General features: G+C 49.4%; 23 protein-coding genes. 1 reads left to right on the forward strand and 22 read right to left on the reverse strand.

What is annotated here, in order from left to right:
- Positions 1 to 3: 3 nt before the first annotated feature.
- The 20 genes from BLR50_RS01870 to BLR50_RS14805 all read right to left on the reverse strand — a co-directional run bounded on the left by BLR50_RS01870 (position 4) and on the right by BLR50_RS14805 (position 19631).
- Positions 4 to 1497 carry a UDP-N-acetylmuramoyl-L-alanyl-D-glutamate--2,6-diaminopimelate ligase gene (locus BLR50_RS01870; RefSeq protein WP_092637926.1) on the reverse strand — a complete coding sequence of 498 codons (1494 nt, stop codon included), beginning with the start codon at positions 1495 to 1497 and terminating at the stop codon, positions 4 to 6.
- A 36-nt stretch (positions 1498 to 1533) separates the two neighbouring features.
- Positions 1534 to 3774: a penicillin-binding transpeptidase domain-containing protein gene (locus BLR50_RS01875; protein ID WP_092637928.1), complete on the reverse strand. Its 2241-nt coding sequence runs from the start codon at positions 3772 to 3774 to the stop codon at positions 1534 to 1536.
- A gap of 288 nt (positions 3775 to 4062) precedes the next feature.
- On the reverse strand, positions 4063 to 4572 hold the full coding sequence (locus BLR50_RS01880; RefSeq protein ID WP_143008019.1) for a cell division protein FtsL: 510 nt from the start codon (positions 4570 to 4572) through the stop codon (positions 4063 to 4065).
- 194 nt (positions 4573 to 4766) lie between these two features.
- Positions 4767 to 5690: a 16S rRNA (cytosine(1402)-N(4))-methyltransferase RsmH gene (rsmH, locus tag BLR50_RS01885; protein WP_092637932.1), complete on the reverse strand. Its 924-nt coding sequence runs from the start codon at positions 5688 to 5690 to the stop codon at positions 4767 to 4769.
- Positions 5691 to 5727: 37 nt separating this feature from the next.
- A complete protein-coding gene (mraZ, locus tag BLR50_RS01890; protein ID WP_092637934.1) occupies positions 5728 to 6147 on the reverse strand; it encodes a division/cell wall cluster transcriptional repressor MraZ in 420 nt (139 codons plus the stop codon).
- Positions 6148 to 6511: 364 nt separating this feature from the next.
- The gene (locus BLR50_RS01895; RefSeq protein WP_242871666.1) at positions 6512 to 6979 is read right to left on the reverse strand and encodes an ATP synthase subunit B family protein; all 468 of its coding nucleotides are present in this window, start codon (positions 6977 to 6979) and stop codon (positions 6512 to 6514) included.
- Between the two features lie 142 nt (positions 6980 to 7121).
- A complete protein-coding gene (gene coaD / locus BLR50_RS01900; protein WP_092637936.1) occupies positions 7122 to 7610 on the reverse strand; it encodes a pantetheine-phosphate adenylyltransferase in 489 nt (162 codons plus the stop codon).
- A 133-nt stretch (positions 7611 to 7743) separates the two neighbouring features.
- A complete protein-coding gene (gene rsmD / locus BLR50_RS01905; RefSeq protein ID WP_092637938.1) occupies positions 7744 to 8292 on the reverse strand; it encodes a 16S rRNA (guanine(966)-N(2))-methyltransferase RsmD in 549 nt (182 codons plus the stop codon).
- 121 nt (positions 8293 to 8413) lie between these two features.
- Positions 8414 to 10249 (reverse strand): excinuclease ABC subunit UvrC, encoded by a 1836-nt coding sequence (gene uvrC, locus BLR50_RS01910; RefSeq protein ID WP_092637940.1) that lies wholly within the window; start codon positions 10247 to 10249, stop codon positions 8414 to 8416.
- A 147-nt stretch (positions 10250 to 10396) separates the two neighbouring features.
- On the reverse strand, positions 10397 to 10660 hold the full coding sequence (locus tag BLR50_RS01915; protein ID WP_092637942.1) for an HPr family phosphocarrier protein: 264 nt from the start codon (positions 10658 to 10660) through the stop codon (positions 10397 to 10399).
- A 212-nt stretch (positions 10661 to 10872) separates the two neighbouring features.
- Positions 10873 to 11598: a DUF554 domain-containing protein gene (locus BLR50_RS01920; RefSeq protein WP_092637944.1), complete on the reverse strand. Its 726-nt coding sequence runs from the start codon at positions 11596 to 11598 to the stop codon at positions 10873 to 10875.
- A gap of 50 nt (positions 11599 to 11648) precedes the next feature.
- On the reverse strand, positions 11649 to 12416 hold the full coding sequence (gene trmD, locus BLR50_RS01925) for a tRNA (guanosine(37)-N1)-methyltransferase TrmD (RefSeq protein ID WP_092637946.1): 768 nt from the start codon (positions 12414 to 12416) through the stop codon (positions 11649 to 11651).
- Between the two features lie 12 nt (positions 12417 to 12428).
- A complete protein-coding gene (gene rimM, locus BLR50_RS01930) occupies positions 12429 to 12938 on the reverse strand; it encodes a ribosome maturation factor RimM (RefSeq protein ID WP_092638089.1) in 510 nt (169 codons plus the stop codon).
- 121 nt (positions 12939 to 13059) lie between these two features.
- Entirely contained in the window at positions 13060 to 13293 is a 234-nt protein-coding gene (locus tag BLR50_RS01935; protein WP_092637948.1) for a KH domain-containing protein, read from the reverse strand.
- Between the two features lie 38 nt (positions 13294 to 13331).
- On the reverse strand, positions 13332 to 13571 hold the full coding sequence (gene rpsP / locus BLR50_RS01940; protein WP_092637950.1) for a 30S ribosomal protein S16: 240 nt from the start codon (positions 13569 to 13571) through the stop codon (positions 13332 to 13334).
- Positions 13572 to 13648: 77 nt separating this feature from the next.
- Positions 13649 to 14989: a signal recognition particle protein gene (gene ffh, locus BLR50_RS01945; protein WP_092637952.1), complete on the reverse strand. Its 1341-nt coding sequence runs from the start codon at positions 14987 to 14989 to the stop codon at positions 13649 to 13651.
- Between the two features lie 47 nt (positions 14990 to 15036).
- On the reverse strand, positions 15037 to 15399 hold the full coding sequence (locus BLR50_RS01950; protein WP_092637954.1) for a sigma factor-like helix-turn-helix DNA-binding protein: 363 nt from the start codon (positions 15397 to 15399) through the stop codon (positions 15037 to 15039).
- 327 nt (positions 15400 to 15726) lie between these two features.
- Positions 15727 to 17196, reverse strand: a complete 1470-nt coding sequence (locus BLR50_RS01955; protein ID WP_092637957.1) for an ABC transporter permease — start codon at positions 17194 to 17196, stop codon at positions 15727 to 15729.
- The gene (locus BLR50_RS01960; protein ID WP_092637959.1) at positions 17183 to 18154 is read right to left on the reverse strand and encodes a COG1361 family protein; all 972 of its coding nucleotides are present in this window, start codon (positions 18152 to 18154) and stop codon (positions 17183 to 17185) included. The genes BLR50_RS01955 and BLR50_RS01960 overlap by 14 nt, the downstream gene beginning before the upstream one ends.
- Before the next feature lie 427 nt (positions 18155 to 18581).
- On the reverse strand, positions 18582 to 19631 hold the full coding sequence (locus BLR50_RS14805) for an ABC transporter ATP-binding protein (RefSeq protein ID WP_092637961.1): 1050 nt from the start codon (positions 19629 to 19631) through the stop codon (positions 18582 to 18584).
- A 354-nt stretch (positions 19632 to 19985) separates the two neighbouring features.
- Between BLR50_RS14805 and BLR50_RS01970 the strand changes: the two genes are divergently transcribed.
- Positions 19986 to 20669, forward strand: a complete 684-nt coding sequence (locus BLR50_RS01970; protein ID WP_092637963.1) for a lysoplasmalogenase family protein — start codon at positions 19986 to 19988, stop codon at positions 20667 to 20669.
- A 160-nt stretch (positions 20670 to 20829) separates the two neighbouring features.
- Here BLR50_RS01970 and BLR50_RS01975 read toward each other — a convergent pair whose 3' ends face one another.
- Together BLR50_RS01975 and BLR50_RS01980 are read right to left on the reverse strand one after the other, a co-directional pair.
- Positions 20830 to 22008 carry a CCA tRNA nucleotidyltransferase gene (locus tag BLR50_RS01975; protein ID WP_162840288.1) on the reverse strand — a complete coding sequence of 393 codons (1179 nt, stop codon included), beginning with the start codon at positions 22006 to 22008 and terminating at the stop codon, positions 20830 to 20832.
- Between the two features lie 152 nt (positions 22009 to 22160).
- Positions 22161 to 22988 carry a class B sortase gene (locus tag BLR50_RS01980; RefSeq protein WP_092637968.1) on the reverse strand — a complete coding sequence of 276 codons (828 nt, stop codon included), beginning with the start codon at positions 22986 to 22988 and terminating at the stop codon, positions 22161 to 22163.
- Position 22989: the final 1 nt, after the last annotated feature.

Genomic DNA, 22989 nt, shown 5'->3' on the forward strand with positions numbered 1-22989 from the left:
AACCTATTCCTCCATTTTTTCAGCAGGGCTTTCGTCCTTGTACTCCTGCCGTTTTTTGTCTCGCTTAGCAATGAGCTCTTTTACAATGGTATGCTCATCAAACGCTATGGTGCCGAAATTCAATACCTGATAGTCCTCATGCCCTTTTCCGGCTAGCACGATGATATCATCCTGTTGAGCGTTATCCAGTACCCATTTGATTGCCTCCATACGGTCAGGTATTACCCTATATTCCGTATCCAGCCCCTCAAACCCCGGAACCGCATCGTCTAATATCTGCATAACGTCTTCATCGCGTGGGTTATCGGAGGTTAGCACCGCTAGGTCGGAATACTGCGCAGCCATATGCGCCATCTTCGGGCGCTTGGTACGATCACGGTTTCCGGCACAGCCGAACAGCACCACCACACGGGCGGGGGCAAATTCGCGAACGGTGGAAAGAACCTTTTCCAAGCCATCCGGCGTATGGGCATAATCACAGATAACGGTAAAATCGTCACCGGAATAGAGCACCTCGGTACGTCCCTTTACACCCTTGCAATCGCTAAGGCCCTTTGCAACCACCGACGGTTCAAAGCCCAATTCGATGGTACAGACAGCAGCCGCCATCGCATTGGAAACCGAAAAGCTGCCCGGCATGCCGAACGAAACACGCTCAATGATGCCGCTGCCAACCAGCGCGAAGTTTACGCCATCTCGCCGTTTAACGATATTCTTGGCTGTGAAATCAGCCATATCGTTACCAGCCGAGTAGGTAACCGCCTTGCAGGGAATCTCACTCAACAGCCTTTTGCCGTACTCGTCGTCAAGGTTGATGATAGCTATATCACTCATATCAAACAGCTGTTTTTTTGCGCTGTAGTAGTTTTCCATCGTGCCGTGATAGTCCAGATGATCCTGCGTAAGGTTGGTAAAAACCCCAGCCACAAAGTGACAGCCGTCCAGCCGGTGCTGGGCAAATGCGTGGGAAGAAGCCTCCATAACCACATACTCACACCCGGCGTTCACCATGCGTGAGAACAGACTGTGCAGCTCTGCGGGATCGGGCGTCGTATGCTTTGCGGGGATGCACATATCGTCAATCTCTACCTGAATGGTACCGATAAGCCCTACACTCTTACCTGCAGACTCTAAAATCTGCTTGAGCAGATAGGTGATGGTGGTTTTACCGTTGGTACCGGTTACCCCGATAAGCTTGAGCTTCCTGGAGGGGTGCCCGAACAGTGCTGCATTCAAAAGAGCATAGGCACTGCGGCTGTTTTTAACAATAACCTGTTTTTCCAGGCCTAAATCTCGCTCGGTGATTACTGCAGCCGCACCCTGAGCGACGGCCTGTTGCGCATAATCGTGCCCGTCAAAGCGCTCGCCCTTTACGGCTACGAACACCGCATCGGGGGTGGCGGCGCGAGAGTCGCAGGTTACCTTACCCACCTCGGCATCCGTAATAGGTGGGAGTGACAAGATCTCTATTTCATTCAGAAGCTCTAATAATTTCATAATCTGCCCTCCTGAGATGCCATACAGCGTAAAAGCTTATTGTACCGCGTCGTTTACGCCGAAGGTCACCTCAACTACCGTGCCATGCTCAGCCATGCTTCCAGAAGCCATAGACTGTGAGATAGCAATAATACCACTTTGGTTGATACCGCCGCCCACTATACGCAGGTTAAAGCCTGCATTGGTAAGAGCCTTATTGGCCTGCTGCGGCGACATACCCACGACATTGGGTACGGGCGAGGTTTTGGTCGCCTCCTCCGCCGTAGTATAGAGCAGCACCCTTCCTCCCCGTGGTACGGGCTGGCCCGCCATTGGAATCTGCTTGATTACCTTTTCGCCATTGCCCACAATTTCAGCCTGCAGGCCCTGCTTTGTAAGCTTCGCAGAGGCCTCATGCGGTGCAGCCCCGACAACACCCTCTACCGCGATATCCATCTTTTCTTTTTCTTCGTCGGTATAGGTTGGTTCGAAACCAAGGTAAGAGAGTGTTTCGGAAAGTATAGCGCCCGTAACAGGGGCCGCGATAGTGGAACCGTATGCGCCGGAATCCTTTGGCTCGTCGAGGATTACCAGCACCGCAACCTGAGGCTTATCGGCCGGAGCAAAACCAAGAAACGAAAGGATATGCTCCTTTACACCGCTTTGGGCGGCACTTTTATCCAGCTTTTCGGAGGTGCCGGTTTTACCGCCGATACGATAGCCTTTTATGTACGCACTGCGTCCGCTGCCCTCGCTTACAACCTTTTCGAGCATAAGTGCCAGCTCGGAAGAAATCTTTTCGGAGATTACCTGACGTTTTACTACCGGGTCGATGGTTTCCACAACATTGTTTCCGGAATCAATAATCTGCTTAACGATATGCGGCTCGTATAAATACCCGCCGTTGATAGCCGCCGATACGGCTGTAATCACCTGTAGCGGAGTTATTTTGAAGCTCTGGCCGAAGGAGCTTACTGCGAGGGTATCCGGCTCCTTCTGCAAAACCGACAGTGCGTGGTAGATACCGCTGGTTTCACCCGGCAGGTCAATACCTGTTTTTTCACTGAAACCGAAAGCCTTATAGTACTTTGCTGTTCTTTCCGGCCCCAGTGACAAACCGACGGCCATAAATACAGGGTTGCAAGAGTTTTTTATGCCGTCTACAAAGGTTTCAGGGCCGTGGCCAACCGTCTTCCAGCAACCGATAGAACGACCATTTACCACGAGTGAACCGCTGCAGAAAAAGCGGTCTTCCGGATGAACTACCCCTTCCTCCAGTGCCGAAGCGGCGGTGATAATCTTATAAACCGAACCGGGCTCGTAGGTATCGGAGATAGCCTTGTTTCTCCACTGAGCCTCTCTTGCGGTCTGGAGGGCCGCTTTGCGCTGGTTCTCATCGGTAATGGCATCAATCGACGCCTGAAGTGCTTGATCCTGCAGTGTAAACGGTGAGTTCGGGTCGAAATCCGGCTTGGTGGTCATGGCTAGAACCTCGCCGTTGGTAACATTCATTACGATACAGGTGGCGCGGTTCTTGATGCCATATTCCTTTACCGCTGTTTCGATATTCTTTTCAGCGATATGCTGAATCACTTCGTCTATGGTAAGCACCAGCGAGTAGCCGTCCTGCGCCTCGTTGCGCGTTTCGTACTGAAACAGCGGCATATCCTTGCCTACCGCATCCTTTGCCGAAAAGATACGCCCGTCGGTACCCTTCAGATACTTCTCATAGTAGGCCTCTATGCCGTTTAACCCCTGATGGTCGTTGCCGGTAAAGCCCAACACTGCGGATGCAAAATCACCATAGGGATAATAACGCTTGTAGTCTTCGTTGAGTACGATGCCCTTGATTTTTTCATCTTTAACAAACTGCTTAATCTGGTTGGCCTCGGCATCCTCTACCTGTCGCTTAACAAGCTGATAATACTTATCCTTTTTTTTAGCCATTGCAAGGACCTTGCTTGCATCAACCTTTAAAATCTCCGCGAGCTTGTTTGCAATTTTTTCCTCGTCTCCTTCGGAGATGTTGGTGGGGTTGAGGCTTACCTCCCACACGCTGGCGCTGGTTGCAAGCGTATTCATATTGCGGTCGTAAATTGAACCGCGTTTTGCCTTAATAACAGTTTCGCGCATCTGCTGATCGATGGCTCTGGTTTGGTAGCGCTCGTTGTCAACCAGCTGCAGGTATGCAAGCCGCCCGAGCAAAATGGTAAAACAAACAACAGTCAGGGCAAGTACGGTAAAAAGCATCTTTTTGAGCATCGCGTTGCTTGGCCCTGCCGGCATATCGGTAACCATTCCCTTCTAAAGAAATAATACTCATCCTTATTAAAAAAGTGATATCACTTTTTAATCTCCGCCTTCAGCGGAATGCAAAAACACATGGCGTTTCTGAAAGACGAATATTGTTTAGCTTATTCAGCGTCATCTACCGCCGCCACACACTTCACGCCTGCTATAGAAATGCGCCTGATTGCGTATGTCTATAGAATAATAGTATAAGTTTGAAAGATATTCCTTTCAAACTTATTATCTTCCCTAAAACTATGCGGGGAACAACGGTATTCATTTAATTGTATTGCTGTATCAATTGATGTATTCCACCAGTTTATAAAACAAATCGTTAATATTCAAACTTAATTTCGGCTTTTCTTCTGTCTTCACTTGTTCTGCAATCTGGTCACTTCCGGCGAGAGCGATATAGGTTGTCTGATATTTATCCATACGGCTTAAGCCCAGTTGGTTGGTGGCATATTCCTCAATATTCTTTATTGAAACCTTTTCGTCAAGCTCCATCGTCAAACGGGTTTGTTCGCTTTGCAGCTTCGCAAGCTCTTTATTTGCATTCGTAATGCTATTAACCGTCTCGGTAAGAATAGCCCGGTTGTAAATACTAACCGAAATAATGGCGCCAACCAGCAAGGCAACAATTAACCTTCCGGCAAGCATGGCAGCAACCTGCAAACGCGGCTGCCTTTTTACAGAAGGGAGCTTTTTAAGCTGTACCCGTTCCTTTTTTGCGCGTTGTTCAAATAGCGATAGATCGTATGCTTCGTTAGCGGCCATATCTACATCCTTGCCTTTCCGCTGCATCATGCCCCACTTGATTATGAGTGGTACTTATCTCGATAATGAAACCTCTGAAAAATCGAGCGAATAGCTTTACTATTGCGAGAATTTTTCAGAAAGGTTTTAATAAGAGATTCGTATCAGGCACTGCACCTGTTACATCAATCTGAAAATCCATTTTCAAATCCAGAGCCTCTTTACAAGCATCCTGCTACAAGAGGCTACAGCTTTTCAATCACCCTAAGCCTCGCGCTGCGGCTTCGCGGGTTTTGATCAAGCTCCTGTTGTGAAGGCTCTATCGGTTTCTTATAAACCAATCGCCCTCTGGGAGTTTTGTGGCACACACACACCGGAAAGTCCGGCGGGCAGGTGCAGCCCTTTGTAAATTCAACAAACCGCTGTTTTACAATACGGTCTTCAAGTGAATGGAAGGTGATGATACACAGCCTGCCACCCGGAGCAAGCAGATCAAACGCATCATTTACGGCTTCTGCTAGCTGTTCGAGTTCTCCGTTTACGGCAATGCGCAGCGCCTGAAAGCTTCTGCGGGCCGGGTGTCCCTCACGCATAGCCGCTGCGGGCATTGCACTTTTGATGATATCCACCAGTTCAAAGGTCGTTTCAATGGGCTTTACGGCCCGGCTTTGAACGATGGCATCCGCAATCCGGCGGGAGAAACGCTCCTCCCCGTATTCCCAAAGAATCTTTGCAAGCTGCTCATAGGAGTAAGTGTTCACGATATCCTTGGCAGAGAGGCCCTCTCTGCTCATACGCATGTCCAACGGCGCATCCTTGTGAAAGGAGAAACCGCGCTCGGCAGTGTCTAACTGATAGGACGAAACACCCAAATCCAGCAGCATTCCGTTAATGTGCTCTATTTTTAGCGATGCAAGAATCTCTTTAACCGAGGAATAATCCCCCCGAACCACCTGTGCGCAAGTATAAGGAGCGAGCCTTTCGGTTGCGGTTTGCACAGCGTCGGGGTCTTTATCTATGGCAACCAGCCTGCCGCTTGCAAGCTTTTTTGCAATTTCTGAGGAATGCCCGGCGCCGCCCGCAGTGCCGTCGACATAGATGCCGTCAGGCTTTATGTCGAGCGCCTCGATGCACTCGTTCAAGAGCACCGAAATATGCGAAAACTCCACGCGCCGCACCCCTTTATCTCTTTTCTTGGGTTAGCTGTTAAAAACCCAGTTCGTCCATCACGTTTTCGATTGTTTCAGCGGTAAGACGTGCGCTCTGCTCCTGCCACTTGGTCTTGTCCCATATCTCCGCGCGTACAGAGGCACCAACGATGATGATGTCTTTATCCAGCCCCGCATACTGCCTAAGGTTTGCGGGAATCAATACACGCCCCTGCTTATCGCTTATAGCCTCGCTGGCCCCCGAAAAGAAGAACCGCTGCAGAGCACTCGCTTTAGAGAAAGGCAGGGCGTTAATGGAATCCTGCAGGCGCTGCCATTGTGCTGGTGGGTAAACAAACAGGCAATTATCAAGGCCCTTTGCTATGATGAAGTTGTCGCCGAGGTCTTCCCTTAGCTTGGCCGGAAAAATCACACGCCCCTTGGGATCCAGGGTATGCTCATATTCGCCCATTAGCATCTTCACCACCGCCTTTCAAAAAGCAGCCGTTTCGCTCACCTTTGCTCCACTTCTCACCACTATTAACCACTTTTTTATTATAACCGTGAATTATGTAAATTGCAATAGGCTTTACCCAACTACCTTAGCTCAAAAAAAGATTTATCATTTTGCACAAATATAACTAAAAATTGCCCCATTTCTATGACGCATACTTGTCGAAAAACACACATAAACCCATCGGTTTGGTTCCATAATAATTACTATTTTTCATATATTACCTTGATTTTATGTCTGTTCCTGTTTTTGAATATTAATATAAAAAACCCGTGTTCTTTCTGTTGAAAAGAACACGGGCTTACGGTTATTTAACTGTATGTAGGGTTTACATGCCGGACCTCTGAGGCTGCTTCATCTGTTGTTTAATAGAACGCACGTCATTGAGGCTGGCCGCAAGGCACTCTTCGGTGGAACGAACAATGTTCTCTACATATTCGTTGGTTGCAAGCCGAATCTCTTTGGAACGCTGCTGTGCGGCGGCCACAATCTCCTGCGCGCGTACCTGAGCCTGCTTGGTGATCTCGTTGGCGTTCACCAGCGCCTTGGCCTTTTCCTCAGCTTTGGCAACAATCGTTTCAGCCTCATGCTTGGCATCACTAATGATATCTGCCCTGTCGGATACGATTGCCTTCGCCTGCTTGATCTCGTTGGGCAGTGCTAACCGCACATCGTCCATCAGCTCGCGCAGCTTGACCACATCAATAACGCACCGCCCGCCCGAAAGGGGCATTGCCCATGAATTATCGATGAGTTCGTCCATCATGTCCAAAACCTCGTCAATGTTCATGCTCATCTGTAAAACCTTCTTTCACTCTTCCATTCGTTTTCAAATAACAAAAGGCATAAATCTGCCTGAAATCATGATACTTTACCTGCACAATGACGCCCAAAAGCAAAAATACAAAGAAGTTTTACACGTAACAACTAATACAAATCTAATATGTTCTTGGGCTGAGGCGCTGCTCAATCTCCTGCAGCAGCACTGAAGGTACAAAGCCGGAGATATCACCGCCGAACATTGCCACCTGCTTAACGATGCTGGAGCTTAAGTACATATTCTCTAAGCTGGTAGGTACAAATACGGTCTCGGCCTCGGGGTAAAACTTTTTGTTGGCTAATGCCATCTGAAACTCATATTCAAAGTCTGACACCGCTCGTAAACCCTTAACAATGGCGCAAGCACCCTTGAGCTTTGCATAATCGGCCAGTAAGCCCCCGTAGGTATCCACCTCTATGTTTTGAAGGCTGCCGGTTACCTTTCGTATCATATTAATACGCTCATCCACCGTAAAACTGGGCTGCTTGGCGGGGTTGTGCACCACCAGCACGATAACCTGGTCAAACAAGGCCGCCGCACGGGTGACAATATCCAAGTGTCCTTTCGTAACCGGGTCAAAACTGCCCGGACAGATTGCAATACGCATTAAAAATCCATATCCTTTCCAATGCCATGGCACAAACCTAAGCTTCTGATACCCCGAAATGGCAGAAAGGTTTATGCCATAACAGAATCTTCACGATAAGCTCAAGCTGTGCCTGACTAAGCTCCGTACCTGTTTATTCGTTCTCTCGCGGCCTGCGGTATACGCTGAGCGCCGCAATACCATATTGATAAACTCTTTTCTGTGTAAATTCGCCCAGTGTCTCTGGGGTTTGAACCTTTTTGGCAGTCTCACAAACCAGCACACCGGTACTCTTTAGCCTTGCCGAGGCAAGCGAAAGAACTTGCTCAAGCCCTTCCATGGCATAGGGCGGGTCCATAAGAATGATATCAAACTGCTCCTTGCAGTTCTGAAGGTAGGAAACGGCATCCATCGCCGCAACGCGCGACTGTTTGTTCAGGCCGGTCTTTGCAAGGTTTGCCTTAATAACATCGTTGCTGATTCGGCTTTGGTCTATAAAAACACAAAACGCAGCGCCCCTGCTTAAAGCCTCTATGCCAAGCTGACCGGTACCGGCGTAAAGATCAAGCACACTGGCCTGTTCCACCTCAAACTGTATAATCGAAAACATCGCCTCTTTTACCTTATCGGAGGTTGGGCGGGTATCCTGCCCCTCGGGCGCTGCAAGCTTCATGCCTCTTGCCTTACCGGTTATTACACGCATCTATTTTTACCATGCCTTTCACATCAGGATGTTTTATTTTGAAGGGCCGCTGAAGAAAATGGTGCGAATTGATTCTATTATGTGGCATGTTGCACTTTCTGTCAAGCAGACCCCCGTGTTGTTATTCTGTCTCGTGGAAGGTGCGGTATACCCTCTCGGCGGCCGGGCGCGTCATACCCGGCGCCTGCAAAAGTGCTTCAACAGAAGCCTCCTTTATAGCGTGCATAGTTTTAAAATGGCGCAGTAGTTTAGCAGCTCTGGAAGGCCCAATACCATCTATCTTTGTAAGGGAGGATTCCATGCCCGTTTTTTTATGCTTGGCACGCTGATATTCGATAGAAAAGCGGTGAACCTCGTCCTGTATGCGGGTTATAAAGGTAAAAGCATTTCGATAGGCCGATATGGCTATCTCGCCGCCGTTGGTAGCAATAGCACGGGTGCGGTGGCGGTCATCTTTCACCATGCCGAAAAGCGGTATATTCAGCCCGCTTTGCTCAATAATCGGCTGGATGGTGGATACGTGCCCCTTGCCGCCGTCGAGCAGAATTAAATCGGGTAAACGTCCGAAGCCCTTGCCGCTTTCCTTCTCTTCAAAATACCGTGCCAGCCTTCGGCTTAGCACCTCACTCATGGCTCCGTAGTCGTTCTGTTCTGTGAGCGTCTTAATAGAGAAACGCTTATAGGCCGATTTAAGGGGCCGACCATTTTCAAACACCACCATGCCCGCAACCATATCGGAGGAGCCGATGTTGGAAATATCGTAGGCCTCGATATACTCGGGCGTTTTGGGCAGGTTCAAAAGCCGTGCCAACTCGTCAAGAGCGGCGACCTCACGCCCTGATGCTCCGCTATGCTGGCCAAGCAGTTCGGAGGCATTGGTTTTAGCCATCTCTACCAGCCGTGCCTGCTCTCCGCGCTGCGGCAGATGCAGCAGACATTTTCGTCCCGCCTTATCGGTTAAAAAGCGTTCGGTGAGCTCTAAATCCTCCACCTCGCCGTCAAGCGAGATCTGCTTTGGTATCTCTCGGTCACCGGAATAATAACGGATAATAAACTCGCTGCGTGCGGCGACAATACTTTCAATCTCGCCAAGCATAAAGCTTTCCTTATCTACAAGGCGGTGGTTTCTGAACTTGATGACCACCGCGCTGGCCTGTGAGGTATTCTGCGAAAGTGCGATAACATCCTGATCGGGGGTATTGGTGTATATTACCTTCTGGTGCTCGTTAATGCGCCGGATGGCCTGTATACGGTCACGCAGCTGCGCGGCGCGCTCAAAGTCCATCCGTTCGGAGGCGGTCTCCATCTTTTCGGTGAGAACCTTAATGGTATTGGCACTGTCGCTGCGCAGAAAATCCAGTGCCTGAGAAAGGTTTTCGGCATACTCCTGTTCCGAGATTTTTCCCATACACACGCCCATGCAGCGTTTGATATGAAAGTTTAAGCAGGGGCGGCCCTTTTTAAAATCCTGCGGGAACTTGCGGTTGCAGGTTGGCAGACAAAAGGCGGTGTTGGCCTCCTCTACCGCCTGCATTACGGCAAACGAGCTGACATACGGACCGATATAGGTAGCACCGTCGTCCACCAGCTGCTTTGCGGCCGAGATACGGCCCCAACTCTTGCCTGAAATTCGGATGTAATGGTAGCCCTTGTCGTCTTTCAGCAGAATATTGTATTTGGGGGAATTCTGCTTGATGAGACTGCATTCTAGCACCAACGCTTCAAACTCACTGTCGGTTACTATGTAGTCGTAGTCATAGACATGTGAAACCATCTTCTCTACCTTGGGCAGATGGTCGGCATTCTTGCGAAAATAACTGGTTACGCGTTTACGCAGGTTTTTTGCTTTGCCGATGTAGATGATCTCACCCTGCTTGTTTCGCATAATGTAACAACCCGGCTCGATGGTGAGGGTTTTTGTCTTCTCTCGCAAGTAGGGCAGGCGCTCATTCTCCATAATGATTCATCCTATATCTCATACTGTTGTTTCAAATCAATTAGGGCTATGCGTAGTTGGTAATGTAATCAGTATATCATAACTGCTACCTTTTTGAAACGCAAAAAAGCGCGCCGCCAATCAGGCGACGCGCAATCAACTGCTTCTTTACTCTGCAAAACCGGATTCTACAAGCTTGTACAGCCCCTCGGCAGCCTGCTGCTCGTCAGCGCCGTCTGCGATTATTCTAATCGTAGTGCCGCCTACAATGCCAAGTGAAAGAACTCCTAAGAGGCTTTTTGCGTTTACTCTGCGCTCTTCCTTCTCCACCCAAATGGAAGACTTGTACTCATTGGCTTTTTGTATAAAAAAAGTAGCAGGGCGCGCATGCAAACCCACCTGATTCTGGACGGTTACATCTTTTACAAACATAAGGCCTTTCCTCTCTTGCAGTGTTAATTTGGTTTTGCAATAACCATAAGCATATTTTCTTTGGTTCATCATTACTTTACGTAAATTACATACTCTATATTATAGCAGTTTTATTTGAGCCGTCAACGAAAAAACCTTGTTTCGGTAGTATTCGTGCATAAATTCTGCGTGTTTTCCAATAAACAGACAACGCGCCACTGCCCCATTGTGCACTATAACCATAATGTTTTCAACATCATCAGCAGATTATACACCACAGGAACCAATAATGAGGGCAGCATGCTTACTGTTTTAATCTTTCCAATTTTCATTAGGTTTATACCGATACATAATACCAGCGCAAAGCCCACAAGGCATACGGAATTGATAACCTCAGAGGTAAAAAAGCCGGTAAGCGCACCGGCGCCAATACTGATTGCTCCCTGATAGAGCAGAACCGGTATGAATGAAAACAATACGCCGATACCAAGGGTGGCTGTAAGCACCACGGCACTGATGCCGTCCAGCGCGCTTTTGATAAGCAGTACCGTTCGGTCGCCAAGCAGGCCGTCGTTTAACGAGCCTACGATCGCCATAGCGCCCACGCAGTAAAGCATGGTAGCAGCAATCAAGCCTTTGGAGAAACCCTCGCCGCCGATACGTTTTTCAAGCTTAAGCCCCGCCTCGGTAAGGCGCTCCTCAAGCTTAAGTGCCTCACCGATTACGGTGCCGATAGCAAGGCTTAGAATGAGCAGCATGGTTCCTTCGGTGGAAATTTTACCGTCTGTGCCCACTGTGACCATGGCCTGCAATACCCCGGAGATGCCCACGACTACCACTGCAAGACCCAGCGCGACCTGAACACTGTCTGAGATGCGCTGCGGAATCCCCTTTTTGAGCAGCAATCCAACCAGTGAGCCTGCAATGATAGCGCCCGCATTTATTAATGTACCAATCATGTAATATATCTTGTCCTTCCTATGGAGCGTCTGGTTGTAGGAGAATAACATCAAGGCTCCTGCTGCCCCTGGGCGGCTTTCTGTGCAAGCTGTTTCTTGTAGCTTTGCAGAAACTTAATATCCTTTTCGCTCAGCTGGGCGGACTTGAGCATATCCTTGCGCTTATCGTAGGTAAGCATGAGCATCTGCTCCCTGCGCCACTTTTCAATGTTAGCGTGATGACCGGTGAGCAGTACATCGGGTACGGTCATGCCCTCCCATTCCGGCGGGCGGGTGTACTGCGGGTACTCCAGCAGGCCGGAGTAATGGCTTTCCTGCGTGAAACACTCCTCACTGGAGAGTACACCCTCGCACATACGGGCAACCGTATCCACCAACACCAGTGCGGGCAGCTCTCCGCCTGTTAGCACATAATCGCCGATGGAGATTTCTTCGTTAACAATCTTATCGAGCACACGCTGGTCTACCCCCTCGTAATGCCCGCAAAGGATAAACAGATTCGGCAGCCTGGAAAGCTCCGCAACCCTCTGCTGTGTTAGACGTGTACCCTTAGGGGACATATATATCACATGCGGCCTTTCACCCAGCTGCGCCTCAATATCCAAAAAGCAGCGGTAGATTGGCTCTGCCTGCATCAGCATGCCCATGCCACCGCCGTAGGGGGTATCGTCCACACGGCGGTGCTTATCCTGAGTGTAGGCGCGGATATCGTGACAATAGCACTCCATCAACCCCGCACGGATAGCACGGCCTGTGATGCTCTCGTTCACCACTGTTTCGCACATGGCGGGAAACAGGGTGGCTATATCAAAACGCATACGCGTCACATCCTAATCTGGATTAAAGAGGCCCTCGAGCGGCTTGATGCGCATAATCTCGCGCTCGGTATCGGTATCGATGATTACCTGAGGAATGGCGGGAATAAGATATTCCAACTCGCCGTTTTTAATGGTGTATACATCGTTGGCTCCGGTTTGAGATACATCGGTGATAACGCCGTATTCCTCGCCCGTATCATCGTCGATTACCTTTATGCCGATAAGGTCCTGCACAAAATACTCACCCTCGGCAAGCTTTACGTCGGAACGGCTGATGTAGAGCACCTGCCCACGCAGCGTAACCGCTCGTTCAATGGTATCGTACCCCTCAAGTTTCATAATCACAATGTTTTTGTGCACGCGCGCATCTTCCACCGTCAGCTTGATCTCACCCTTTTTCAGGTAGACGTGCTTAAAGTCGGTGAGAAAATCGGGGGTGTCGCACCATGGGTAAACGCGCACCTCGCCTTTGATGCCGTGCGTGGTAACAATCTCTCCGGTTTCTAAAAACTGTTTTTTCATACAGTACCTCTGCAACTTGATTTCGCTGAACCAATACCAAAAAAGCAGGAGCCGCCCCGAGGCATGGGCCATGGATTCCACGCCCGTCCGCCTTGAAACAGCCCCTTTTACAGTCATTCGGTTAGTCGATTTCCACCGCTACCTTTTCGCCGGTGCGGCTGGCGGCGGCACGCATAACCGTGCGTATCGCCTTGGCTATTCTGCCCTGCTTGCCGATTACGCGGCCCATATCCTCGGGGCCGACATGAAGATGGTACACGATAACGCCCTCGGCGTCGGGAGCATCTACCGTAACGCTTACGGCAGACTTATCCTCTACCAGCCCGGAGGCTAAGGTAATAAGAAGCTTCTCCATCCTGCAGCCTTCCTTTCTCTGTAACAAGCATTACAGCATTACTGGCCGATTTTTTTGAGCAGTGCCTTTACGGTATCGGTGGGCTGAGCGCCATTCTTAATCCACTTGTCTACCTTCTCGGTGTCTACGTTGATTACGGAAGGCTCCTTGGTGGGATCGTAGTAACCAAGCTCCTCAATGAATCTGCCGTCGCGGGGGTAACGGGAATCTGCAACTACTATGCGGTAAAACGGGGCTTTTTTAGCGCCCATTCTGCGAAGTCTGATCTTAACAGCCATCGTCTTTTTCCTCCAATATCTCTGTGTAAAAAATTTATGTTTACGGCAAACCAGGTGGTTAACCGCAACGAACAAGATTAAAAGGGCATTCTGCCGGGGAGCATACCGCCGAAGCGGCCTTTGCCGTGCTTGGGCGCGTGAGAAAACTGTTTTACAAGCTTCTGCATCTGCTCAAACTGGCGCAGCAACATATTTACATCCTGCACCGTGGTGCCGCTGCCAGCTGCAATGCGGCGCTTGCGGGAAGGGTTAATAATGGCGGGCTTTTCGCGTTCCTTCGCCGTCATGGAATGGATGATGGCCTCAATCCTTGCCAGACGCCTTTCGTCAATATCGTCGGGCGAAATCTGGTTGCCGCCCGGCAGCATCGAAAGCACCTGCTGCAACGAACCCATATTCTTTACCTGCTTCATCTGGTCTAGCAGATCGTTTAAATCAAAGGAGTTTTTCTTTAGCTTTTCCGCCATTTTCTCGGCGTCTTTTTGGCTAACCTCGGTCTGTGCTTTTTCGATTAAGGTGAGCACGTCACCCATGCCGAGAATTCTTGATGCCATACGGTCGGGATAAAACGGCTCAAGGTCGTCGAGCTTTTCGCCCATGCCCACAAACTTGATGGGCTTGCCCGTAACCGCGCGCACCGAAAGCGCCGCGCCGCCGCGGGTATCACCGTCGAGCTTAGTTAGGATGACACCGTCGATGCCCAAGGCATCGTCGAATGACTTGGCTACGTTTACGGCATCCTGACCGGTCATGGAGTCTACCACCAGCAGGATATCGGAGGGCTCCACCGTCGATTTGATATCCTTCAGCTCGCCCATCAGCTGCTCGTCGATATGCAGACGGCCTGCGGTATCGAGTATTACATAGTCGTTGCCGTAATCCCTTGCGTGCGCCAGCGCCTTTTTGGCAATCTGCACGGGGCTTGCGGTGCCCATTTCAAACACCGGAGTATTTGCCTTGGCGCCTACCACCTTCAGCTGCTCGATGGCGGCTGGGCGGTAGATATCGCAGGCTACCAGCAGCGGGCGGTGCCCCTGCTTTTTAAGCATGTTGGCAAGCTTGGCGCTATGAGTGGTTTTACCGGCGCCCTGCAGCCCGCACATCATTACAACAGCGGGGGGACGCTTGGGCGATTTAAGCCTTACCTCGCTCACACCCATGAGTGCGGTAAGCTCCTCGTTTACAATCTTGATTACCTGCTGTGCGGGGGTGAGGCTCTCCAGCACCTGCGCACCTATGGCCTTTTCGCTTACCTGCGCAACAAAATCCTTTGCTACCTTATAGCTAACATCGGCCTCCAGCAGCGCAAGGCGCACCTCGCGCATGGCCTCTTTAATATCCGATTCCGACAGCTTACCCTTCGCCCGCAGGCGCTTAAACGCTGCCGAAAGCTTATCTGAAAGCCCTTCAAACGCCATGGCTGTTCATCCCTTCCCAAACAAAAGCTTTACCGGTTTTGAAACCGCTATTCCGAAAGCTCGCGCGCAAGCCGGAAGATGGTGTCTGCCGCCTGTGCAACCTCGCGGGAATAGCCGTGCTTTGTATTATAATCCTCAATAGCCTTGGCATTAACCATAATCTGCTCAAGGCCCTCCTGCATACGCCCAAACCGTGCGGCAATGCCCAGCTTATTCTCAAGCTCCTGCATAATGCCCTCGCCGCGCTTGATACTGTCGCGCACACCCTGACGGGTGATGCCCTCGATTTCGGCAATCTCGGCTAGCGAAAGGTCTTCGTTATAATAAAACTCAATAGCCTCGCGCTGCTTTTCGGTGATAGCATCCCCGTAAAAATCAAGCAATACCGAGATATTCAGATTCTTTGGCACGCGTGGTCACTCCTTCACAGATACATGCCGATGCACGTTTGCTCTATGTAAAGTAAACATCTTTACATATTTTATAATAAAAATAGCTGTCTGTCAAGGCTTTTTTCTTTACAAACGCTAATGTTTTGCAACAAAGTGTCAAGTAATTTGGTCCATTAATAGGGTTTCCCCCTTTCCTAGTGCGGAAAGGGGGAATGGGGGTACAAATATATCAGCAAGTTTTCTGAAATGCTTTAATTACATTAAAACCTTTCGCATATGGGCTTTGATGAAGATTTTCATAACGACGCCAGTGCATCGTCTGAATACATTTTTCAAGGATTCGTATTACTCGTGCTTGATGGCTTCCAGCGCGCTGATTTTAACCGCGCGGTTTGCTGGGTAAAAACCCGAGGCAAGGCCCACAAAGGTGGCAAACGCCATACCCAGCAGCACCAGCCAGAGCGGAATAATAGATATCTGTACCGGGGTGCTGCCGTCGCCCATACCGCCGCCGAACATACTTGCCATGATGCCATTTGCAAGCACCTGATTCATGATAAAGGATGCAAGATAACTGATACCCACGCCGGCCGCGCCGCCCATAACGCCGATGGCGCCCGCCTCCATAAGGAAGATGGAGCGGATATTGCCAAGGTTGCAGCCAAGCACCTTCATTACACCAATCTCGCGGGTACGCTCGTAGATGGACATAACCATGGTGTTGGCGATACCGAGCGCCGCAACCAGGAGCGAGATACCGCCGAGGCTGCCGAGGATAATCTGTATTACCATCGTCTGCTGCTTCATGGGCTGGCGGTAGGTTTCGAAGCTGTAGGTTTCAAAGCCCAGCGACTTGATATATTTATCCACCGCCTCGACATTGTTCATATCATCGACGCGCACCTTCACATTTTGGTAGCCGTTATCTTCGTTGGGGTTGGTGCGGATTTTATTGAGCTTATTATACTGGGCGTTTAACTCCTTGGCAAACTCTATATCCATGAAGATTGCGCCCATGGTGTTATAATCCTTGAAGTTGCCTAGCAACACGCCTGTTGGCTTAACCTTGTATTCATACTTTCTGGTGGGGGTATCTTTATCCTTATTGCTGTTGTCATCCGAATTACTGCTATTATTGCCGGTCTCGCCGGATATCATTACACCACCGCCACCGTAGGAAAAGTATTTCTCTCCGCCGCCGTTGTTTTCTTCGTCGGCCTTAACCACCCTCATGGTGAATTTATCCTTCATGGGGTTTACAAAGGGGTCCTGCACCTTTCCGTTTTCATCCGGGTCCGGGCCAACCCATTTGTTCGGGCGTTTGGGATCGATAAAGCTATAGGCTGCCTGCTCGCCAAATATCAGCGCCTGCTTGCCGTCACTTTCGGTGGGAAGCAGACCTTCCTTTGTTTTGTAGCCGAATTTGTCCAGCTGGTCGAGATACACACCGACCAGATTATTCTGGTAAACATACTTTCCAGAGGATAGCTGAATCTGGTTGTTCCATACCTCAAAAACCGGGGTGACACCAACAACATGGGGCTGAGCGGCAAAGTCTTTGAGCACACTGTCGTCCAGCTTCTGCGCCTTGGTGCCGTCCTCCCTCATGCCGCCGTAGTTATAAATCTCAATCATGGTGAGGTCCATCATGCCTTCGATCATCTTGGTCTGCGCCGCATCCATCCCCACACCAAGCGAGATGGTGACGATGATGGCGCAGGTGCCGATGATAACGCCCATTACGGTAAGCAGGGTTCTTACCTTTCTGCGGAAGAGATTGCGAAAGCACATGGATATAACATCAAATATCCTCATCTTCGCGCTCTCTCCTCTTTTTCTTTACCACCTTCACGATGATGACCGTAATAATAATAGCTACGAGCACCCCGCCGCCGATAATGCCCCACAGGATAAAGGGGTTCTGGGGCTTTTCTTCACCGGGCATTGATTCACCGGGAACGGGCGTGTCTATAATTGGGGGTTTCTCGTCGGGCATGGGTTGTATTACCGCCTTAAAATCCTTGGAAACCTCGGAAACCTGCAGCTTATCGTTTTCGTATGAGAGGACAAACTTCAGGTTCTTCTCGCCCGCTTCGGGGAAGGTAAGGTATAAGTCCGGGCTTGATACGGCTTTGGACGGCTCGATGCTGCCGACATAAACATCGGCGTACTCGGTGCCTGCCTCGTCAACCACCTTAATCTCGGCATTATACAGGGTAGCAAAGCCCGAGTTGATTACCGAGTAGGAAACCTCCTGTTCCTGATTGGGGAAGATCATATCGGGCAGCTTGATTTTCTGTATCTTTACACGCTCCACCGTATCGGCGGCCATTGAAATGGTAACCGTATCACCGCCCGCAACCGCGTTTTCGCCGTCGATATCAAAGTATTCAAAGGTGGATGTCAGTGAAACGGATTGTACCTCATCCTTAGCCGATGCGGTAAGAAAGAATTTTAAAGATTCTGTTACGGTCTTTCCGGGGCTAAGGCTATCTATGTAGATAGTATCCGATGCGCTTTTGATACGCAGATCGCCCGAAGGCTTTACCGCCAGCACAATATTGCGCATAATCTTGTTTGTGCTGGTGTTTTTGAGGGTAAAGGAGAGCGGCACATCCTGCCCCGCAATCGCCTCGCCGTAGGAATAGCTGTCTACAATCAGGTGGGGCTTGAGTGCGGCAATCGGTTTGCTGGTAGTGTCACTGGAGCTGGTATCCGCACTGCCGCCGCTACTTGGCCTGAATTTCCTGTTAGTTGTTAAATCATAAGTCAAGATTTCTTTTGAATATGAGCCATCGGGGTTTTGGTGGAGAATAGAGAAAGAAATATTGTTTCCTGTATGATTATCTTTAAGATTCGCAAATTTAACAGTAAAACGACACCCAAGTGTTATTGAACTATCTGGTTTAGTAATTGATTGAATATCTATAGGGTCTGTACTCATATAACCATCTATTGAGTCATTTACCGGCACTAGGGTACAACTCTCTAAAAGAGCAGTTTGATTATCTACTACGTCAGATCCACCAATAACTGTCAATGTAATATCATATCCCCCACTTCCTGAATTGGAGAGGTCAACGTTTGCCGTAGATACATAGCTACCGCTAAAAGCGCTTAAACTAACTGTTGAAATTTGTATTATACCAAAGAACATTGTGAATAAAATTATAACAGTACAAACTAATGATAAAAGTCTTCTATTCATGTGCAACCGCTCCCTGCTCGTCTTTTTTCTGTTCATCGGGTGTCTGCTGTGCTGCCGAAGGTTCGCTCGGCTCCCCGGCCTTTAATTCAACCTGAACCGTTTCAGGCTGCGGATTCTTGCTTTTTCTAAAAAGCCCCTCAAATAAACGTTTCTTGAGTTTACCGCCTTGCGCTTCGGAAGGCTCTTTGCCCTTTTTCGCTTTTTTATCTGGCTTTGACTTTTTACCTTTTCCCTTTTGTGCCTCGGCTTTGGCAGCCTTGCGCTGTTCCTTTTCGGCGGCCTCTTTTTCGGCCTCCGCTTCCTTTTCGAGCCGAATCTTCTCCAGCTCCTCCTTCAGGACGGCGCGCTGTTCCTCGGTAACCCGCTCGTCGCTTTCAATATTACCGTCAATAATGCGGATTACCCGATCTGCAAACAACGAGATTTCGCTGTCGTGCGTAACCAGTATGAAGGTCTGGCTGTTTTCGCGCGACATCTTCACCATCAGGTTCATCACCTCGTAGGTGGTTTTGGTATCAAGGTTGCCGGTTGGTTCGTCGGCAAACACTATCTTGGGCTTTGCCACAAATGCTCTGGCTATACCCACGCGCTGCTGCTGCCCGCCCGACATCTGGGTAGGCTTATGCCGTGCCCGGCTTTTCAGCCCTACCTCGTTTAACATCTGCAAAGCAAGCTTGTTGCGCTTGCTTTTGCCAACCCCTTGGAACAGCAGCGGCATGGCCACGTTCTCGATAGCCGTTAACGCGGGCAAGAGGTTGTAAGACTGGAACACAAACCCGACATTCTTCTGGCGAAATCTCGTGAGGCGATTTTCTGATAGCTTGGTGATGTCGTACTTGCCGCCAATCGTTACTGTGCCGCGGCTTGGCTTTTCCAAGCCCGCCAGCATATTCAGCAGAGTGGATTTACCCGAACCGGAGGTGCCCAATATACAAAGTATCTCGCCACGCTCAATATCGAGATTGATATTGTTCAGCGCCACTACCTTTTCGGAGCCTATGCGGTATACCTTGCGAAGATTACGTATTTCAATGAAGCTCAAAAGCAGGCCTCCTTCTATTTTGTCTTTGACGCAACACGGTACAGTATATTTTTCTGCTGTTATAATTAGTGCATTGGAATAAGAAAATTATTGCAGACATTTTAACAATTATTTCGAGAAAATAACTGTATTATTCTGAACCATACAGTTATGAGTATAATCCTTTATTCTATTTACGTCAACAATATTTTTACAGAATAAACCAATATTCTGGCGAAATGCTTTAATATATGATATAATACCAGTAAACTGTTTCCAAATAGTCTGGAATATTCAGGCCAACCGCAGCCATAGTCTTTAGAGGTTAAATTAATCAGCTTTCATTACGACAACACTTTGAAAGGACATCAGACTATGATAATCGCACTCTGTGCAGGAATGGGGATATCCTTGGCAGCCTACCTACAGCGCAGCTTGAAGGGAGGCTATGTATCTCAGCAGATGACGAAAGCCGTAACCAGCCTGTTTTTTATAATGATAGCCTTGGCCGCATATAACCAGCATAAAGGAGATATCTACTATTTCTCGCTTGTACTGCTGGGGCTGATCTGCTCGCTTGTGGGGGATATCTTGATTCAAACGCAGAAGGCCGATGTGCGGTACGATAAACAGATGCTCGCTTGCGGCATTGGCGCGTTCTTTGTGGCACACTGCTTTTACATTGCGGCATTCATACACCTTGCTCCCTTTCGGTTATGGGATATTGTTATCTTCGCTGCAGCCTATGCCGTACTGCGCTTGATATTTATCCTTGCGAAGCTTAACTTTGGCAAGCTGCTTACGGCAAGCTACATATACCTTGGGGCCATTATGCTGATGTTTACCAAGGCACTTTCGCTTACCCTTTCGGGCGGCAGGTTTACGACGCTTTCCATACTGCTGCTCACAGGTGCAAGTTTGTTTGTAATCTCTGATTTCATACTGACGTTTTTAAACTTTTACCCTCCCTGTAAAAACAACCGGGTTGCTTCCTTGGCGGTAACGGTTACCTATTACGTTGCGCAGGCGCTGTTTGCGTTGAGTATCCTGCTTGTATAATAGTCTGCCTTTCATTACAAAAGAGCCGGCTGATGCCGGCTCTTAGGCTGTTGAAAAAGTATAAATTGAAATAACATTGTTCAGGCGGACATGCGCCGCCGGAGCAATACCCCTAAAAATGTCTGCGGTGAGCAGACATTTTTGCTTGGGGGTGTTCATGTTACTCACTATAGCAGTGTGCAAGCGCAAGTAACGTGTCACGCTCGTTTAAAAACGGGTTGCCGATACAGCAATCAAGCAAGAACCTCAATACCCGCCCTACCATTCGGGGCTCGAACAGGCCAAGCGCAAGAATGTCGTTTCCGTTTACGGCAAGGTGCGCAATACGGTATGGCTCGCCGGAGAGCTCAATACGGCGAATCTCCATAACACAGTCAAGCACGGTATCGTCATTATAAAGTGCCTGTTTTACCCGCACCGCACTGAGCAGCTCCTCTGCCGAGTGATTCTGCAGCAGGCGCTTGAGATGAACGGTGTCGGCTATCATCTGCTTGCCAAGAGCGTCGGTAATGGAATGTATCACCTTTTTTTCGCGATTGGAAAGACGCAGTGCCTCCATGGTAAAGCTTAAATCCTGCGCACAGAGCACAAAAAACGCTGCAAGGCGTTCATAAAGGAACTGCGGCAACTCAGCAATCTGCGTAATCCGCTCGGAGGCGGCAAGCCCCACATGCATAAGCCCATTCGCCATAAGGATGATATTAAGCATATCCGGCCTATCACTCATAACGGTTTTTACAACCTCGTCACGAATGCGCTCGCCGCTGATGTGTTGCAGCAGGCGGGCGTTTTCTATCATGCTCAGCAGGGTAGCGCTCTCGGCCTCAAAGCCAAGGGTGGCACAGAACCGCACCCCGCGCAGAATACGCAACGCATCCTCGCGAAAGCGTACATCCGGCTGCCCTACCGCGCGGATCAGCCCTGCGGCAATATCCTCTGCGCCGCGGTAAGGGTCGTACAATCCCTCCTCGGGGTTATAGCAGATGGCGTTTACCGTAAAATCGCGGCGTGCCAGATCATCCTCAACGCGGGCGGTATGTGTCACCAACGCGGGCCTTCGGTTATCGTGATATTCACCGTCGATGCGGAAAGTGGTAACCTCTACACTGTTTTTACCTATTATAACGGTAACGGTGCCAAAGCGTTCACCGGTGGCAATAGTATGCTCAAACAGAGCATGAACCTGCTGCGGCAGTGCATCGGTAGTCACGTCATAGTCGCTGGGGGTGCGCCCCATCAGAGAATCGCGCACACACCCGCCCACGGCATAGCCCTGATACCCTGCGCGCTTGAGCGTATGGATGATGGTTACAACATAATGCGGCAGTTCAATCGTCATATGTTCTATCACAGCCATTCATCTGTTTCTTGTGGGGGGTTTATACGATTATACCATAACCGCTTTGCGGTTATTATTCCATAGGGAATTCAATGTAAACAACAAGGGCCGCGAACGCAAAAGGTTCACAGCCCTTCCTATACATATCAGCCTTATTCAACCTGCCTTGCGCCCGAATTCTTCACCGGCGATTTGGGGGCTTCATACGGCTTTTCACCGTCACGCAAAAGCCTTGCCATCACCACAAAGCGGCCGGTACCGTCGCTTCCGTACTTCACCGAGCAGGTTGAAAGGGTAAGAATCTTATCGCTGCCTGTTACGTCGACATCATAGTTATACAGCGAGCCTTCCCTGGCCTTTTGTATCATGCGTTCGAACTGGGTATCACTTGGGTTATTTTGAATATAATTAAACGTTGTTTTAGTGTAAAACGCCGCAAACACCCGCCACACAAGGTCCTGCTGCGCAGTGGAAAAATAAACGTTCGGCGTGGCTTTAGCAAACGCCTCGTCGGCAAACTTAAACAGCTGTGAAAATCGCTTTCCATCCGCGCTGTCTTTTAAATCGCTGTGCCCGTAAATGATGGTATTACGGGCAAGCTCCTGTGCGGTGCCAACCGGGCAATCGCAATCTACAAAGTAACAGCCGTACACACTGTTATTCCGCTGTTCATCCCGCCGGATATAATAGCTGTTATCAAACGACTGCAGCACACTGTTATCGATATCGGTGGAGGGAATATACAGCCACCCCACCGTGTCATGATTTTTATCGGCTGCCTTTGAAACATTCTTTAAAAAGCTGTTCCCGGTAAAAACATTGCTGCTGGGTACACTGGAATCGGGCTTCTTATTCAGTTCTCCTTCAATACTTTGCTGAGAAATTGTTTTCACCGTGTTGGTGTAAAACATGGAGCAGGAGCATAGGTTTAGCAGCACAGCCGCCGCAAAGGTTGCAGCAATAAGCCTTTTTAGTGTCATA

Origin of the sequence: Acetanaerobacterium elongatum, assembly GCF_900103835.1 — a bacterium.
In the GTDB taxonomy this organism is placed as follows: domain Bacteria; phylum Bacillota; class Clostridia; order Oscillospirales; family Ruminococcaceae; genus Acetanaerobacterium; species Acetanaerobacterium elongatum.

Coding starts and splice junctions, on each gene's coding strand:
- BLR50_RS01870 (WP_092637926.1), bottom strand. CDS start 1,497: ATGAAATTATTAGAGCTTCTGAATGAAATAGAGATCTTGTCACTCCCA.
- BLR50_RS01875 (WP_092637928.1), bottom strand. CDS start 3,774: ATGGTTACCGATATGCCGGCAGGGCCAAGCAACGCGATGCTCAAAAAG.
- BLR50_RS01880 (WP_143008019.1), bottom strand. CDS start 4,572: ATGATGCAGCGGAAAGGCAAGGATGTAGATATGGCCGCTAACGAAGCA.
- mraZ (WP_092637934.1), bottom strand. CDS start 6,147: ATGCTAATGGGCGAATATGAGCATACCCTGGATCCCAAGGGGCGTGTG.
- BLR50_RS01895 (WP_242871666.1), bottom strand. CDS start 6,979: ATGAGCATGAACATTGACGAGGTTTTGGACATGATGGACGAACTCATC.
- coaD (WP_092637936.1), bottom strand. CDS start 7,610: ATGCGTATTGCAATCTGTCCGGGCAGTTTTGACCCGGTTACGAAAGGA.
- rsmD (WP_092637938.1), bottom strand. CDS start 8,292: ATGCGTGTAATAACCGGTAAGGCAAGAGGCATGAAGCTTGCAGCGCCC.
- uvrC (WP_092637940.1), bottom strand. CDS start 10,249: ATGGAGAATGAGCGCCTGCCCTACTTGCGAGAGAAGACAAAAACCCTC.
- BLR50_RS01915 (WP_092637942.1), bottom strand. CDS start 10,660: ATGTTTGTAAAAGATGTAACCGTCCAGAATCAGGTGGGTTTGCATGCG.
- BLR50_RS01920 (WP_092637944.1), bottom strand. CDS start 11,598: ATGATTGGTACATTAATAAATGCGGGCGCTATCATTGCAGGCTCACTG.
- trmD (WP_092637946.1), bottom strand. CDS start 12,416: ATGCGTTTTGATATAGCCACCCTGTTTCCCGCCATGTGCGAAACAGTG.
- rimM (WP_092638089.1), bottom strand. CDS start 12,938: ATGAAAAAACAGTTTTTAGAAACCGGAGAGATTGTTACCACGCACGGC.
- BLR50_RS01935 (WP_092637948.1), bottom strand. CDS start 13,293: ATGGAGAAGCTTCTTATTACCTTAGCCTCCGGGCTGGTAGAGGATAAG.
- rpsP (WP_092637950.1), bottom strand. CDS start 13,571: ATGGCTGTTAAGATCAGACTTCGCAGAATGGGCGCTAAAAAAGCCCCG.
- ffh (WP_092637952.1), bottom strand. CDS start 14,989: ATGGCGTTTGAAGGGCTTTCAGATAAGCTTTCGGCAGCGTTTAAGCGC.
- BLR50_RS01955 (WP_092637957.1), bottom strand. CDS start 17,196: ATGAGGATATTTGATGTTATATCCATGTGCTTTCGCAATCTCTTCCGC.
- BLR50_RS01970 (WP_092637963.1), top strand. CDS start 19,986: ATGATAATCGCACTCTGTGCAGGAATGGGGATATCCTTGGCAGCCTAC.
- BLR50_RS01975 (WP_162840288.1), bottom strand. CDS start 22,008: ATGACGATTGAACTGCCGCATTATGTTGTAACCATCATCCATACGCTC.
- BLR50_RS01980 (WP_092637968.1), bottom strand. CDS start 22,988: ATGACACTAAAAAGGCTTATTGCTGCAACCTTTGCGGCGGCTGTGCTG.